General features: G+C 70.2%; 14 protein-coding genes and 2 pseudogenes. 5 read left to right on the forward strand and 11 right to left on the reverse strand.

The genetic code is table 11. The annotated features are described in order from the left end of the window. Positions 1-351 precede the first annotated feature (351 nt). The 4 genes and pseudogenes from ABZS54_RS03545 to ABZS54_RS03560 form a co-directional block, all read right to left on the reverse strand. On the reverse strand, positions 352-705 hold the full coding sequence (locus tag ABZS54_RS03545) for an ABC transporter permease (protein WP_355530536.1): 354 nt from the start codon (positions 703-705) through the stop codon (positions 352-354). A 21-nt stretch (positions 706-726) separates the two neighbouring features. After that, positions 727-879: a hypothetical protein gene (locus ABZS54_RS03550; protein ID WP_355530539.1), complete on the reverse strand. Its 153-nt coding sequence runs from the start codon at positions 877-879 to the stop codon at positions 727-729. Positions 880-982: 103 nt separating this feature from the next. Continuing rightward, positions 983-2,305, reverse strand: a complete 1,323-nt coding sequence (locus ABZS54_RS03555) for a saccharopine dehydrogenase (RefSeq protein ID WP_355530542.1) — start codon at positions 2,303-2,305, stop codon at positions 983-985. A 308-nt stretch (positions 2,306-2,613) separates the two neighbouring features. Continuing rightward, positions 2,614-2,871 (reverse strand): annotated as a pseudogene (locus ABZS54_RS03560) (DUF6225 family protein); the annotation flags it as partial. Here ABZS54_RS03560 and ABZS54_RS03565 point away from each other — a divergent pair. After that, positions 2,857-3,024, forward strand: a complete 168-nt coding sequence (locus tag ABZS54_RS03565; RefSeq protein WP_355530545.1) for a hypothetical protein — start codon at positions 2,857-2,859, stop codon at positions 3,022-3,024. The pseudogene ABZS54_RS03560 and the gene ABZS54_RS03565 overlap by 15 nt on opposite strands. Before the next feature lie 478 nt (positions 3,025-3,502). Here ABZS54_RS03565 and ABZS54_RS03570 read toward each other — a convergent pair whose 3' ends face one another. From ABZS54_RS03570 to ABZS54_RS03580, 3 genes are all read right to left on the reverse strand, one after another. Then, a complete protein-coding gene (locus ABZS54_RS03570; RefSeq protein WP_355530548.1) occupies positions 3,503-4,033 on the reverse strand; it encodes a hypothetical protein in 531 nt (176 codons plus the stop codon). Positions 4,034-4,206: 173 nt separating this feature from the next. Then, positions 4,207-4,395, reverse strand: coding sequence for a hypothetical protein (locus ABZS54_RS03575; protein WP_355530550.1), 189 nt, complete (start codon positions 4,393-4,395; stop codon positions 4,207-4,209). Positions 4,396-4,553: 158 nt separating this feature from the next. Next, entirely contained in the window at positions 4,554-5,153 is a 600-nt protein-coding gene (locus ABZS54_RS03580; protein WP_355530553.1) for a DinB family protein, read from the reverse strand. Between the two features lie 574 nt (positions 5,154-5,727). Between ABZS54_RS03580 and ABZS54_RS03585 the strand changes: the two genes are divergently transcribed. Both ABZS54_RS03585 and ABZS54_RS03590 read left to right on the forward strand, forming a co-directional pair. After that, a complete protein-coding gene (locus ABZS54_RS03585) occupies positions 5,728-7,602 on the forward strand; it encodes a hypothetical protein (RefSeq protein ID WP_355530556.1) in 1,875 nt (624 codons plus the stop codon). 244 nt (positions 7,603-7,846) lie between these two features. After that, entirely contained in the window at positions 7,847-8,281 is a 435-nt protein-coding gene (locus tag ABZS54_RS03590; protein WP_355530667.1) for a GNAT family N-acetyltransferase, read from the forward strand. Here the strand turns inward: ABZS54_RS03590 and ABZS54_RS03595 are convergent. The 3 genes and pseudogenes from ABZS54_RS03595 to ABZS54_RS03605 form a co-directional block, all read right to left on the reverse strand. Next, positions 8,278-8,505 (reverse strand): annotated as a pseudogene (locus ABZS54_RS03595) (hypothetical protein); the annotation flags it as partial. The gene ABZS54_RS03590 and the pseudogene ABZS54_RS03595 overlap by 4 nt on opposite strands. Before the next feature lie 73 nt (positions 8,506-8,578). Beyond that, positions 8,579-8,782 (reverse strand): SAM-dependent methyltransferase, encoded by a 204-nt coding sequence (locus tag ABZS54_RS03600; protein ID WP_355530559.1) that lies wholly within the window; start codon positions 8,780-8,782, stop codon positions 8,579-8,581. A gap of 156 nt (positions 8,783-8,938) precedes the next feature. Next, complete coding sequence (locus tag ABZS54_RS03605) at positions 8,939-10,252, reverse strand: SgcJ/EcaC family oxidoreductase (RefSeq protein ID WP_355530562.1); 1,314 nt, start codon at positions 10,250-10,252, stop codon at positions 8,939-8,941. Between the two features lie 182 nt (positions 10,253-10,434). Here ABZS54_RS03605 and ABZS54_RS03610 point away from each other — a divergent pair, with 182 nt between their 5' ends. Together ABZS54_RS03610 and ABZS54_RS03615 are read left to right on the forward strand one after the other, a co-directional pair. Beyond that, complete coding sequence (locus ABZS54_RS03610; protein ID WP_355530565.1) at positions 10,435-10,962, forward strand: MarR family winged helix-turn-helix transcriptional regulator; 528 nt, start codon at positions 10,435-10,437, stop codon at positions 10,960-10,962. Positions 10,963-11,323: 361 nt separating this feature from the next. Continuing rightward, positions 11,324-13,027: a TraM recognition domain-containing protein gene (locus ABZS54_RS03615; RefSeq protein ID WP_355530568.1), complete on the forward strand. Its 1,704-nt coding sequence runs from the start codon at positions 11,324-11,326 to the stop codon at positions 13,025-13,027. Positions 13,028-13,054: 27 nt separating this feature from the next. Here ABZS54_RS03615 and ABZS54_RS03620 read toward each other — a convergent pair whose 3' ends face one another. Further along, positions 13,055-13,924, reverse strand: a complete 870-nt coding sequence (locus tag ABZS54_RS03620) for an AAC(3) family N-acetyltransferase (protein ID WP_355530571.1) — start codon at positions 13,922-13,924, stop codon at positions 13,055-13,057. Positions 13,925-14,092 lie beyond the last annotated feature (168 nt).

A 14,092-nucleotide genomic window follows, 5' to 3' on the forward strand; every position in this document is an offset into this window, starting at 1 on the left:
GACCGCAGCGCCACCGTGCCGTCGCCCGGGATGTAGCCGACGCAGCACCGACCGTCCAGTTGGGTCTCGTACGCCCAGCGGTCGTCCTCGGCGGCCGGCGGGAGCGTGCCCGGGGTGGCCGGGCATGGGCCGGGAGACCGGCAGATCGGGCACGGTGAACGTGGTCGGGCGGGACCCGGCGTCGCCCGGACGGCCGAGTGCCGGCTGTTGCCGAGTGCCGACTTTCAGGTGAGCAGCCCTCGCCGGTGAGCGCCCACCGGATCCAGTAGTAGACGTGGATGCGCCGCAGTTGGTCCTGCCGGATCGGGCGCAGGGCGTCCATCCGGAACGACCACGCGCCGGCCACGACGGTCAGTACCAGCGCTCCGAGGTATTGCCCGGAGCCGCAAGCGGTGCTCGCGGGAGGTGTACGTCGAACGCGAAGCGGCCGATCAGTTCGAGCAGCACGGTGGCCACGGCGGCGACCGCGCCGTGGATCAGGACCTGCGCGGCCAGTACCCGACTCGGCGGCAGCGGCGTCGTGGACAGCCGCCGCAGTACGCCCTTCTCCCAGTAGCCGGCCAGTGTCGGTGGCATCGCGTTGAGCGCGAGCATCGCGAAGGTGAATGCGGCCAGGATCGGGACGTACGTCTCGACCGCGCTCTGTCCGCCGAGCTTGTCGGTGCGCTCGTGGGTGCCGGGGATCGAACCGAGCACCACCAGCATCAGGACGGGGAAGCCGAGACCTCACAGCAGGCCGACCGGTTCGCGCAGGAGCAGGCGCAGTTCGGTGCGGGTGACCCGGGTCAGCGATCCGCCCCACCCGCGCCGAATCCGCCAACAGGCTCTACCCGCGCGGTCGCCTGGTGGACCCGCCTCTCCACCGAGAACGGACTCCATCCACCGATCGGTGGATGGACAGGCAGCCGGGTAGGTGGTCACCGGCCTGGCCCGGCACGATGGGTGGCGGTGGACGGGGAGCCGTTGATGGCGTGGGGTGAGGTCAGCGGCGTCTTTGGTCGCGGAGGACCTGGAAGGTGATGCCGGCCGCCTGGAGGCGGGCGATCAACGGGTCGCCGAGGGCGGCGGCGGGGGTGGTTTGGCCGGCGGTGGTGGGGAGGTCGTCGTGGGCCAGGGACAGGGCGGATTCGGCGAGCATCTTGGCCGATTCGGTGTAGCCCGGGTCGCCTCCGGAGACCCGGGTGATCACTCGGCGGTCGCCTGCTTCGGCGACGAACAGGACGTGGAACCAGGACTTTTCGCGGGCGGCGGTGGCGGGTCCGGTGCCGGGGGCGCGGCGGGCGAGCAGGCGTTCGCGGATCGGGGCGATTTGGGCCAGCGCGACCAGGGTGCCCAAACCCAGGGCGCCGGCCGCGGCGATCGGGAGGTGCTTGACGGCCGCGTAGTGGCGGTAGGTGAAGTCCGGGCCGTAGTCGGGGAGGGCCGCGGCGGAGCGGACCACGATCTGGGGGTCGATGGTGGGCAGCGGGATCGCCCACATGCCGGTGGTTCGGTCGAGGCGCGGCGGGCCGGTGCCGATCCGGACCCGGCGGCCGATCGGGGCCGGTTCCACGGCGCGGCGGGCCCGGTGGGCACGGTCGGCTTCGGGAAGGCGGGCGAAGACGTTCAGAGCGGAGTGGAACGTGCCGCCGGAGAAGGTACCGCTCGCTCGGACGAAGCCGTCCACCAGGATCGGGACGTCGCGTGGGAGCAGACCGATCGTGTACAGCACGCCCAGGTCGTACGGAATCGAGTCGAAGCCGCAGGCGTGTACGAGGCGGGCGCCGGTCGCGACCGCGCGGGCGTGGTGGTCGAGGTAGACCCGGTCGACGAACTCGGGCTCGCCGCACAGGTCGACGTAGTCCGTGCCGGAGGCGGCGCAGGCCGCAACGAGGGCGGCGCCGTGGCGGAGGTAGGGGCCGACGGTGGTGGCCACGACGCGGGTGGCGGCGGCGATCTCGGCGAGTGCGGCGGGGTCGTCGGCGTCCACGCGCAGGAGAGCGGGCTGCGGGGGGTCCGGGACGGGTTCGTTGCGCGGCATTTCGTTGCGCGGCGTTGCGTCACGTGGCGTTTCGTTGCCTGGCGTTTCGTTGCCCAGTGTTCCGTTGCTGCCCGGTGTTTCGTTGCTGCCCGGTGTTTCGTGATGCGGCGTTTCGTCGCGCAGTATTCCGTCGCGCAGGTCGCGGAGCCGGCCGAGGTCGCGACCGGCCATGGCCCAGCGGGTGGTCGGCGGTGCGTGGCGGGCCAGGTAGGCAGCGACCAGCCTTCCGGTGAACCCGGTCGCGCCGAACAAGACGATGTCGTACAGGCGGGTATCCGAGGGCATTCCTTGACCCTCGCGTATAGGCATTCACCACCGCAACCGGCACCCGGACCATGCGGGGCCCGGGCCTTGGCATGCGTGTCGCTCCCGCCGACGAACCGACACGACAAGGATCGCGACGCGACCGCGAAGGCGACACACCAAACGCCCCGAAACCCGCCGAGCGGTAGGGATGTTCGCCGGGACGCCCACCCGAAATTGCTCGTGATGTGCGTGTCCGGGACGGTGCCGCGTTCTTTGCGCCGGATCGCCCGGCCGAATCCGGCGTGGGAGATCACCCGGTCCGTGCCGCAGGTCGTTTCGTACCGCTCGGTCCCGGGCGATCCCTCGGGTACGGCGACCGCGATCGGTGCGTCGTCGGGCAGGTCCGCAAGGGCGGCGCGGAGCCGGCCCACGGTCCCCACCGGCGGCTCACCGCGAAGGACCTGGCCCGTCTCGTCGGGCCGCCGACTTCGCGACGCCACCGGAATCGGGCGCGGGCAATCCGGGACCGCCGCCGGCCCCGGATCTGGGGGCAGAGAATATGCATCACCGCACCCCAAACGGAGGAACCGATGACCGACGCGCACGACGTCGAGCCGATCGAGGTCGACTGGCCAGGCCCGGATGACGGGGTGATCCGCACCGTCACGGTGTACCCCAGGCCCGACGAGAGCATCGAGCAGGCGACCGAGCGGGCACGCGAGATCGCCCGGACCGAAGCCTTGAACAACCCGAGGTAGCCGAACGCACGGTCCGGCCCGGACAACCGGCCGGGCCGCTTCGGGTTCACCGACAAGGTTGCCTTGTCACCGAGCCACAACAGGAACCGACTCCCGCCCGGGTTGCACAGGCCCTGCACGCGGTGCACATCACGGCCGGAAACCACTCCCCGATCGACGTCACCGCTCCGCACACCTGCGCTCAGCACGGCAACACAGTGGCCGTCGACGCGTCACCGACCCACGAACCCTCCTGGTGGACACCGGCCCGCAAGATCTGGGCAGGGCTCCTGGGGTGGCCACGCTCCTGGGCGCGGTTTTCGCCTATCTCCAGGTGCGACGATCCGCGCCCCACCGCCCGGGTCACGTCACCGGGTCGGCGGGCGGGCGGTGCGGTCTTGGGATGGTGCGTCCAACCACTCCGCGCGCATGGCCTGGAGCCGGTCGAGGTCCGAAGACGTCGCCGGGCTCGGTTGGCGCGTGGTGGGCTTCGGTTGCGTCAGTAGCCGCCACCGGTGCTGCCACTCGGGGGCGTGGTCACCTTGTTGCCGTTGGTATCCACGACGTACCACTTGGCGCCGAACTGATCGAGCCCTTGGCCATGGGTGTCGCCGGGCTGCTGATCCCCTTGGTACAGGTACAGGGGGTGACCGTTGTACGTCACTTCCTGGCCGCCGTCGCTGCGGGTCGTCGTGCCGATCAGGTCGGCCTTGGCGTCCCCGCCCGCACTCGGCTGTCCGGGTGTCAGCAGCGGAGGCCACGCCGCCGCGCAGCCACCGGAGCAGGTCGAGGTGCCCGAGCTGTCGGCATCGAACAGGTAGAGGGTTCGCCCCGTGGGGTCGACCAGGATCTTCCCGAGCGCTCCGGATCGGGTCTGCACCGCCGCGGCACCCGAGGACACCGTTCCCCCGCCTGCGCTGGGGGACTTCGAGGTCGACGAGCCACCGCCGCTGTCCGAGCAACCGCTCGACGATGCGGCCACCAGCACGACGGCGACCGCCGCCGAGACCCTGCTGACGATGATTCCCATCGGCCGCCCTTCCCCTCGGCCGCCGTGCGGGCGGCTGCAACGGCCCGCCACTATGCGGGCCTCCGCCACTCCACCACGCACCCCGCGGAAGGACCCGCATACCGAGCCACGTGGCGCGGGAGATTCCCTCTGACGGCCCAAGGAGGGGTCGGGGCAGATACGATCGTCGCCGGCTATTCCTTGGCTCCGACCGTGTCGATCGGTGCGATGCGCAGCAATCGTCGGGTGACCGGGGCGACCGCGAGCAGGGCGGCGGCGCTGATCGCGAGCAGCAGTGGGATCGGCACGCGGGGGGTGCTCTCGCCGTCGTCCGCCGCCCGGGAGATGCCATGGACGCAGGGCCGTTCGGCGTCGTCGCCCACGCCTCGCGTCGAAGTTGGATTGCCGCTCCTGCGGCGAGGGACGCGAGCGTCGTACCGCCTCGCGCACAGCAAAGCTGAGGCTGAGCAGTCCCAAGCCATCCGAGTGGCGCCCGCATGGTCGACCCGGGACCGGTGGGGTCGGCGGTGGCGGGGCGAGATCAGCCGTTGCCGACTTCCCGCGCCACGCGCTCCAGTCGACGGCGGTGGTCCTCCCACCATGTCTGATCTCCTGGTGGCATGTTGTCCTTGCCTTGCAAGTACCCGACGGATCCGTCGATGAGTTCTCGCACGATGTCGGCTTGGCCGGCGTGCCGCTGAGTGTCGGAGATCACGCGCACCAGGAGGTGATGCAGCGTCACTTCTCGTCGCTCCTCCGGCCACCACGGGACGTGACCGATCGCGTCGAGGGTCAGCGTCGCGATCGTGCTGTTGGAGTGCTCCCACGCCCGGTGATACAGCCCAAGGATGTCTTCACGCGACTCGTCCGCGGTGGCCCACATGTCCGCGTTGGGTTCTGCGTCCTCCGTGTACCACCAGGGTGGCGGCTCCTCCCCGAAGAACGGCCGCCCGAACGTGTCACCGAAGTACCCCAGCTCCACGCCGGCGACATGTTTGACCAACCCCAGCAGATTCGTGCCCGTGGGGGTCAATGGGCGGCGGATGTCGTATTCCGAGAGCCCATCGAGCTTCCACACCAAGGCGTCCCGACCGTCTTGCAGATAACGAAGAATGTCCGCTTTCGGATTTGGTTCGATCATGCCGGACAGTTTTCCACCCAGCACTGACCGCCGGGCTCTATCGGACAACGCGGGACGCTGCCGCCAGGCAGCCTGCCGCCGACGCACAGCGGTCGAAGACGACCGACCGACAACATCAAGTGAGACAAGCCTGTGAAGGTGCCACTGAGAGACACCACCAACTGAGACTCCGCCGAAGATCCGTCTCACCCCTCCCTTGCATCACCCCTGGTCACAGGCTCGCCCGCAACACCGACATCGCCCGCGTCGAGGAGCAGCTCGACGCGGAGCAGCAGGTCCGCGAGGTGTATCACGCCATCGGGAGCCTCCGAGGTTGATGCCGCGGCCCGGCGAACCGCCCCGCGGTCCGCCGGGCTGACGGCCGGATGTTCGCGCCGGGCCCCACCCTGACGACCTCGCACCCGGGACCGTGTGTGTTCCCTGTTTCGGCCAGTACGGATGTCGTTCGCGCCGGCCATGGCGAATCGGGGGGTCTCGGCTCGTCCGGTGGGATATCGCTGTGGAAGACGAGGTGTGCGCCCGTGGGGGGCGTGCACCCGCAAAACCGAAGCAGGGGGTTGCAACGGTGGCTTCATTGAGTTACGAAATCCTCACCGATCCGGCTCCGCTCCAGGTGTCGGAGGCGGGCGAGGAGTCCCGGGGGGCGGTCTACATCGTCGTCTCCAATCCGAACAGGGGCGACGTGATCTGGTGCTCCATCGAGGTGCGGGTGCCCTTCGGGCCCAAGGACGGTGATCTGACGCCCGATCCGAAGGCGATCCAGGCACGGGTCGAACAGAACACCGCGACGGACAAGGCGGACGAGCCGACAACCGTCTGGGACGCGGGTGCGGGTGTGTTCACCGTGTCCGTTCGGCCCTACGCGCTGTTCAAGGAGGGCGGCTCCATGATCCTGGCACTGGACGGCTTCCCCGTCTCCGACCTCCCGGGGCTGGTCCGGTTGCAGGTGACGGAGAGGGCGGCGAGCGGCGCGGTGGTGCAGCGCAACCCTGTGACCCTGAGCCTGCTCAAGCGCGCGCCCAAGGTACCGCGCAACTTCCGCCCGAAGGATTCCCTGGTGGCCGCGGGCAAGGATGTCGTCCTGCAGTGGGCGGGGCCCGACACCCTCGCGTACAAGATCGTGGGTCCGGACGGCCTCGCGGAGAACGTCCCGCAGAGGACGGGGGCGGCCGGCTGGCAGTGGTCTCCGAAGGCGGGCCAGGAGCCGAAGCGGGACGCCACCTACACCCTGGTGGCCACTTCCGGGACCCGGCAGCAGCCGGGGTACTTCCTCACCACCACCGTCCACCTGCGCAGCCCCGAGTTCGAGAGCGTGACCGCCACCGCCGGGGTACACACTCCGTGGGTCCAGGGCACCACCGACAAGGGACGGATCACCTTCACCCCGCAAGGAGCGCAGATCCGCGACCAGTCCGACACGCCCGGCACCGTCTCGGCCGCCACCGCGGACGTCGAGACCGTGACCGCCACACGGGTGCGGGGCCGCGACGGCGATGCCGGGTGGATCGAGTTCCCACACGACGGGATCAGGGTCGGCCATGGCGGAGGAGGCGACCTGGGGACTGTCACGGCCGACAAGGTCGGCGCGAACAGTGTGAACACCGGGTGGGTGGGCGACCGCGACGCCGGCAAGGGATGGATCGAGTTTCCGCAATCCGGCGTGAACGTACGCAAGGACGGAACGCAGGCGTGGGGAACCGTCGCCGCCGACAAGGCCGACCTGAACGGCATCAACACCGAGTGGGTGCAGGGACGCACGTCCGACGACGGATGGATCTCGTTCCCGCCCGCCGGACTGAACGTGTACCAGGGCGCCGGAAACCGTCAGTGGGGAACCGTCGCAGCCGACAAGGCGGACCTGAACGACCTGGTCACCCACCGGGCCTTGGTCAAGGAACGCCTCACCCTCCAGGGCGGGTTGACCGTGAACAACGTGCTGGAGACACAGGACGGCCCCCCGCGGCTGATCGTCCACGGCCGGCTGGACGCCGAGGGCGAGGTCAATGCCAACCGGAATGTCGCCGTCGGCGGCGACCTCACCGCCAACGGCGACCTCACCGTCCACGGTGATGTCCGGCCCCTGCGGAACCTCGAAGTCGGAGGTGCGGTCGACGCGAGCGACCTGACGGTCAGGGGCAAACTGACGACCGACCACCCACAGTTCAAGCTCGTCGTCCACGGGGAGTCGCAGTTCGAGGGGAAGGTGAACGCCAACGGGCACCTGTCGATCCGCGACGGAAGCGCCTGGATCGTGCACACCAACGACGGCAAGGTTTCGATCAACGGCGACCTGCGCGTCAGCGGGGAGTCGCTGTTCATCGGGAAGGTGAACGCCAACGGGCACCTGTCGGTCCGCACCGGAGACGCCTGGATCGTGCACACCAACGACGACAAGGTAGCGATCAACGGCGACCTGCGCGTCCACGGGGCGTTCCGCTCGGACAGCTGACGGTCATGGTGCGACGGCCGCCCCGCAGGCCCATGGGTCCGGCAGGGCGGCCGTCGACAGGGGACGGCCGCAAGACGAGTCGGTGGCCCGGTAGACATGTATCGGCAGTTCCTCGCAACCGGCCGGTTCCAGGCCCGTTGAATCAGGCGCTGCGGCGTGGCGGCACTTGGCGATCGACGCGTCGATGCACCCGTGCCCGGCCGGTATGCCGGATACGGCCCCGATCGACGGTTACGCTTCCGGCATGGACGTGCGCGTAGAGCTCATCCGGGAAGTCGGTCAGGAACTCGTCGATGCCTTCAGCCGGCTGCTGCCGCAGCTGTCCGCGACGGCCAAGCCCCTGGACCACGAAGCCATCGACCGGATGGTGACGTGGGACGCCAACACTGTGCTTGTCGCCCGGACATCCGAGGCGATCGTCGGCACCCTGACTCTGGTGCTGTTGCCCCTGCCGTCCGGATTGCGGGCCCGCGTCGAAGACGTGGTTGTCGACAGTGCGGCGCGGGGCCGGGGAGTCGCGGCACTCCTCACCCAGGAGGCCGTGCGGATCGCTCGGGATGCGGGCGCCCGGACGGTGGATCTCACTTCCCGGCCGGATCGTGTCGCAGCGAACCGGCTGTATGAGCGTCTCGGCTTCCAGGTTCGGGAGTCGACGGTCTATCGATTCCCGATCGACTAGTTGGACGCTTCCCCCTTCAGCCGCCGCAGATCGGCGTGGACCAGATGCACGTCGAGGGTGCGCGTCCCGTAGACATTCCCGCGCACTTCCCGAAGCCGGTTTGTCGGCAACCGGCCCGCCCACATGCCGGTGAGCGGCGTCTCCGGGCGCCACTTCGCCATGTAGTCGACGCCCGGCTCGGCGATCTCCCATCCGTCGAAGAACGCCTCGATCTCGGCCATCGTGCGGAACTTGCCGCTGCCGAGCGCCTTGAGGGCGACCTCTTCGAGCGCGGCCGACTCCGGCTCGACCGACTTGTCAGAACTGGGCGAGCAGCAACCCCGAACCCGGGGCGACGGCGCCCTTGTACCCGTCCACGACCTTGGCGACCGCCGCGTCGTCGACGATGTGGTGCGTCACGTTGAGCAGGATCAGGCCGACCGGCTGCGACAGGTCGATCCGGGCGCGTACCTCGGGCAGTGCGAGCAGTTCGGCCGGGTCGCCGAGGTCGGCGGTGAGCACCGAAGGTTCAGTCGCAGGTGTCGGCCGATGGTGAGGTCGAGTCCCCGGCGTGGAGCGACCCCGGACCGGTGGGCGAGCATTGCGGACCCGATGGGCCGGCCCGACTCCGAGGGGACGCCATCGGAGTCGGGCCGTGACGGGTAGGCGTCCGGCGGGTCAGCCGGAGAAGACCTGGGTGTTCTGCGCGGCCGCGATCCGCCAGCGGCCGTTGTCCTTGGCGAGGACGTACATCGGGCGGCCTTCCGGCCGATCCGCGATGGGTTGCCCGTCGAGGGCGACCGGCCGCTGGCGGACGTTGACAGCGGCGACATCCGGGCGGACGAACAGGATGCGCACGACCTCGTAGGTGGCTGTCGACTGCTTCATCGCGCCGGGCAACACCTGGCGCGTGAAGGCGTCGATCTCGTCCCAGCCCGACAGCCGCTTGCCGTGCGCGGTCGTCCACACCGGGTACTGCTTGCGGAAGTTGCTCATGAACGCGTCGACGAGCTCGTTCTGCTGCGCGTACTGGACGCCCGCCACGAAGCGCACGATGGCCTCGACGTCGGCCTGCTGCCCGTCCGCCGCACCGAACACCTCGATGCCGTTCGTGTCCACCTGCGGGTACGAGAGTTCGCGTACGTCGGCGACCGCTCCCGCGCGCCGCGGCAGCCAGCCGAGGCTTTCGCGCGCCGCATCCCCGCTCACGGTCTGGTCGAGGGCGAGCGCGTCGGCGAACGGTGCGCCGAGTTCCGCGCGGGCGTCCTCCAGGGGCCACGACCGCGGCTCGCCGTCGACCCCGGCGGCCGCTCCGGCCGCCGCCGCGAGGTCGCGTACCGGGACCGCGGATTCGGCGACACCGTGCCACAGGCTGCCGGGGGGCGCCTTCTCGACGGTGGTGACGAACAGGTCGGCCAGGTCGTCGACGTGCACCATCGGCCAGTGCACGGCCTTGTCGCCGACGTACGTCGGAGTCCCGTGCTTGCGAGCGAGTTCGACGAGCAGCGCGGGTATGCCGCCGCCGTTTCCGTGCACGATGCCGGGGCGGATCACCGTTGCCCGCACGCCGGCGTCGGCGGTGTCGAGCACCTGGCGCTCGATTGCCGGGCGGTATCCAACGATCGGCAGTGGGTTGACGGGGGCGTTCTCGTCGGCGGCGTCCGGGCCGGTGGCGCCGAGGACCCATACGCCGCTCGCGTACACGAATGCGCGCCCGCTGCCACGCAGCGGATCGGTGAGCGCGGTGACCGCCGCGGCGTCCACTGCGGCGTCGCCGGTCGGGGGCGCGAGGTTGACGACGGCGTCGATGTCGGAGGTGACCGCGCGGGTGAGTGAGGCGGGGTCGGCCAGGTCTCCGACGCGCTGCTCGTGTCCGGCGTCCGGGCGGTCGGCGGCACGTATCAGCGCGACCACCTGGTGACCGGCGTCAGCCAGGTGCGCGGAGACGGCGGAGCCGATGTAGCCGGAGGCGCCGATGAGAAGGACCTTCACGGGGATCACCCTTTCGCGGAAGCCGAGCGCTGTGGTCGAGCACTGGATCGAAAATTTCGATGTCGAAATATTAGACACCGAGCTGCCGTGATGTCAAAAATTTCGATGTCAAAGTGTTAGCCTCGTGGCGAAGTCGGTTCGACGGCCGGTCGGACAAGGCAGGACCCCACAAGGGAGGACGCATGGCGGCAACCCCAACGGGCGACGGCGTGGACGCGATCATCCGGCAGTGGCGGCAGGTGCGGCCCGACCTCGACTGCTCGCCGATGGCCGTGATCGGCCGCCTGTCGCGTGCGTCCCGCCTGCTCGAACGGGCCCTCAAAGAGCACTTCGCGCAGTACGGCGTCGAGCCGTGGGAGTTCGACGTCCTCGCGACGCTCTACCGCTCGGGCCCGCCGTACACCGTCAGCGCGGGAGAGCTCAGCGCGGCCGCGATGGTCAGCTCGGCGGCGCTCACCAACCGCGTCGACCGGCTCGTCGACAAGGGCCTCGTCGACCGCGAGGTCGACCCCACCCACCGGCGCCGCGTCCTCATCTCCCTGACGGACGCGGGCATCCGCGCCACCGACGACCTCGTAGAACACCACTTGGCGAACGAGGAACGCCTCCTCCGCGGCCTGGCCCCCACCGAGCGCAAACAATTCGAGCGGCTCCTCCGCACCCTGCTGATCTCCCTCGGCGACCAACCGCAGACACCGACGACGAACTGAGGCGACCCGCGCAGGGGGTGGCGGGGCAACCGACGCTCGGAGCGCCACGTTCATGGCGGAGGACGGCCGTGCGTGCTCGCGACGGCGTGGCGCGCAGGTGCACTACCCCCGACCAAGGGGGTAGGACAGCGCGGTGAAGTACCGGTTCGCGCGAAACGCCTCGTCGACACGGCTCTCCGCGGGACCGTCGTGCTGCGCTGTGCGTCCACGCGTCCACCCACGCACCTCCCTCGCATCGGGTTCGTCGGCTCGCAACGCGAAGCGGTTCGTGGCGGGGCGAGGCCCGTCGTCGAGACCGCTCCGGCCCGCCCCGGCCGGACCCCCTGGACCTGGCTTCGCCACGTCCGGACAAGGAAGACAGATGACCGGCACCATCCGCCGCCGCGGCCCCGACATCACCGGCATGTGGTTGGCCAAGCTCCTCCTCATCGGCAATCTGGTCACGGTGCTCCTACTCCCGCCCCTGGCCGCCGAACTCCTGGCCGCCCGTACCGGCCGGCAACCGACCGGAGCCGAACTGCTCCGCGCCTACGGCGATCCGGACACCTCCCGCTTCCCACCGCCGGACGTGATCGTGCTCTCGATCGGCCTGCTGCTGCTGCTCGCCGCGATCGACGTGCCCTTGCTCGGCTACCTCCGCGACCGCGATCGGCGCCGGCACGTGGACTCCACCGCTCGGCTGTGGACACGTCGTGCCGACGTCCGGCGGGTCGGCACCGAAAGCGTGCGCGCCTCGGCGGCGCGGATCGCGTACCCCCTGTCGACGCCCGGGGTGTACGTCGGCCGCAGCGTGCGCGGCGGGCGCGACGTGTGGGGCTCGTGGGAGGACGTCCAGGTGGACATCTGCGGGCCGCGCACCGGCAAGACCACCTGCCGGGTCATCCCCAACGTCGTCTCCGCCCCGGGCGCGCTGGTGGTCACATCGTGCAAGCGGGACGTGGTCGACGCCACCCGCGAGGTGCGTCGACGAAGCGGTCGGGTGTGGGTCTTCGATCCACACGACGTCGCACACGAGCCTCCCAGCTGGTTCTGGGATCCACTGGGCATGGTGGCCGGCAACATGAAGGACGCGGTCGGCGTCGCGGGTCTGATCGCGTTCACCCAACACGACCAACAGATGCGCTCGGACGGGTACTTCCAGCCGGCGGCGCAGAACCTGCTGGCGATGTTCCTGCTCGCCGCCAGCTTGGACAAACAACCGATCACCGCGGTGCGACGTTGGTTGCTGCGCCCCGACGACGACGAGCCGGAGAGCATTTTGCGCGGCGCGGGCAACCTTCTGGCCGCCGAGGCGTGTGCGGCGAACCGAAGTCTCCCCGCGAACCAGCGGGCGGGCGTCTACGGAACTGCCGTGCAACTCGTGTCCTGGCTGGCGGCTCCCGAGGTGCTGCCCTGGATCACTCCGGGCGAGGGGCGCGAGGAGTTCGATTTCGTGGAGTTCGCCCTCGGCACCGACACGCTCTACATTCTTTCCAGGGTGGACGACGAACGTGCGAATCCCGCCGCCACGCTGCTCACCGGGGCCATGCTGGTCGCCGCCGAATATCGTGCGGCGGCGTGCTCGGGCGGCCGACTGCCCGTCCCCTTCCTGGTGGTGATGGACGAGGCCGCCAACACCGCGCCGCTGCCGATCCTGCCCGATCGGCTCTCCCACTACGGGTCCCGGGGCGTGGTGGTGATGATGATGCTCCAGTCCTGGGCACAGGGCGTGCACGTATGGGGCGAGGCCGGCATGGCGAAGATCTGGAACGCCTGCTCGGTGCGGGTCTATGGGGCCGGCGGCTCGGAGGACGCGATGCTCCGGGCCCAATCGGCCTTCTCCGGCCGGTTCGAGGCGGGTACCACCGCCGTCACGCACGCGTCCTCGGCCTGGTGGGGCTCGACGGTGACCAGGGCAAGCCGGCCCGAGGTCGTACTCGACGTGGCAGACGTGGCCGCGCTGCCGCGTGATCGCATGCTGGTGCAGATCAGCGGCGGCAGACCGCTGCTGGTGCGCTCCGTACCGTGGTGGGAGGGTCCGCACGCCGACGCGATCCGAGCCTCGATCGCCCAACACGGCCCGTGACGGCGGCGCGAGGCGAACTCCGGTCCGCTACCCGCCGGCGCCCGCCGGCGGTGCTCGATGGATGTCCATCCAGGCGGTCGCGAAATCCACGTACGGCCGGACCGGTACCAGGAAGGCGTGCGCCGCGCCCACCCGGCCGCGAGTGATCGCCCCGGGATGCCGCTTCTCGAAGTCCCGCCCCAGCTCCGGAAAGTCGTGGTCGCTCAGTGCCACGTCGGAGAAGGAGCACCACGAACTCCCGTGCGAGGCGGCGATCTTGCAGATGTAGCGGCGCTGCGACCGATGACGGTGTCGGTATTCCGCCAGGTGTGCCACGGAAACGACGCCCCACCCGACGCCGATCGCGAGCACCCTGGCCTGCGTGTCGTACAACCGACCCATCGGCGAATCCGGGCCGAAATGCGTCCTCCCGTGACCTCGGGTGACCTCTTCGGCTCGGCCACCCAGTGCCACGACCGAGGCCAGCGGATGGTCGCTGCGCAGTGCCCCCCGGTCGGCACGAATCGACTCGGCGAACGCGCCCACCGCTGCCGACACCGACGCGTTCGCGTCGAACGGCCGGTGCAGATAGCCGGCCAACTCCTCGACCGTCCGGCCGGCCGTCGCGTCCGTGAACGCCTGGGAGGTGATCGAGTTCTCCGGCGTGTACGCGGGCACCACCAGGGTTCCGTCGCCGCCGAGCACGACCCGGAACGCCGACCGGAGATCCCGCGACCAGGCCCCGGGTCGGCCTCGACCGCGCACGGCGCGCAGGGAACTGTGCACCATCACCGTGTCGCCGGGTCGCAGGCCCGACTCGGCCAGGTCTCGGGCGAGTTCGGCGACCCGGGCCGGCTCGGCGCGGTTCGATGTCGAGTCGGTGGACCAAGACGCGTCGGAGGTCGATGTCTCGAACACTGCTTCCTCTCCGGGAAGTTGGCTCGGCGTGGCGCGCCGTTCGTGCCGTGGGCCGGTTCGGCTCCGCGGACCGCGCGAATTGGCTGATCAGGCGCGGTCCTCGGCCTCGCCTCAGGCCCGTGTCGCGCCCGAGAATCGAACCGAGTGTCGCGCGGGGTCCCCCATCCC

This window comes from Embleya sp. NPDC005575, from assembly GCF_040605455.1.
Lineage (GTDB): Bacteria > Actinomycetota > Actinomycetes > Streptomycetales > Streptomycetaceae > Embleya.

What these genes read in the sequence shown, in the direction of transcription:
- ABZS54_RS03545 (WP_355530536.1), bottom strand. Translation starts at nt 705, where the DNA reads ATGCTGGTGGTGCTCGGTTCGATCCCCGGCACCCACGAGCGCACCGAC.
- ABZS54_RS03610 (WP_355530565.1), top strand. Translation starts at nt 10,435, where the DNA reads ATGGCGGCAACCCCAACGGGCGACGGCGTGGACGCGATCATCCGGCAG.
- ABZS54_RS03615 (WP_355530568.1), top strand. Translation starts at nt 11,324, where the DNA reads ATGACCGGCACCATCCGCCGCCGCGGCCCCGACATCACCGGCATGTGG.
- ABZS54_RS03555 (WP_355530542.1), bottom strand. Translation starts at nt 2,305, where the DNA reads ATGCCCTCGGATACCCGCCTGTACGACATCGTCTTGTTCGGCGCGACC.
- ABZS54_RS03590 (WP_355530667.1), top strand. Translation starts at nt 7,847, where the DNA reads ATGGACGTGCGCGTAGAGCTCATCCGGGAAGTCGGTCAGGAACTCGTC.
- ABZS54_RS03570 (WP_355530548.1), bottom strand. Translation starts at nt 4,033, where the DNA reads ATGGGAATCATCGTCAGCAGGGTCTCGGCGGCGGTCGCCGTCGTGCTG.
- ABZS54_RS03580 (WP_355530553.1), bottom strand. Translation starts at nt 5,153, where the DNA reads ATGATCGAACCAAATCCGAAAGCGGACATTCTTCGTTATCTGCAAGAC.
- ABZS54_RS03550 (WP_355530539.1), bottom strand. Translation starts at nt 879, where the DNA reads ATGGAGTCCGTTCTCGGTGGAGAGGCGGGTCCACCAGGCGACCGCGCG.
- ABZS54_RS03565 (WP_355530545.1), top strand. Translation starts at nt 2,857, where the DNA reads ATGACCGACGCGCACGACGTCGAGCCGATCGAGGTCGACTGGCCAGGC.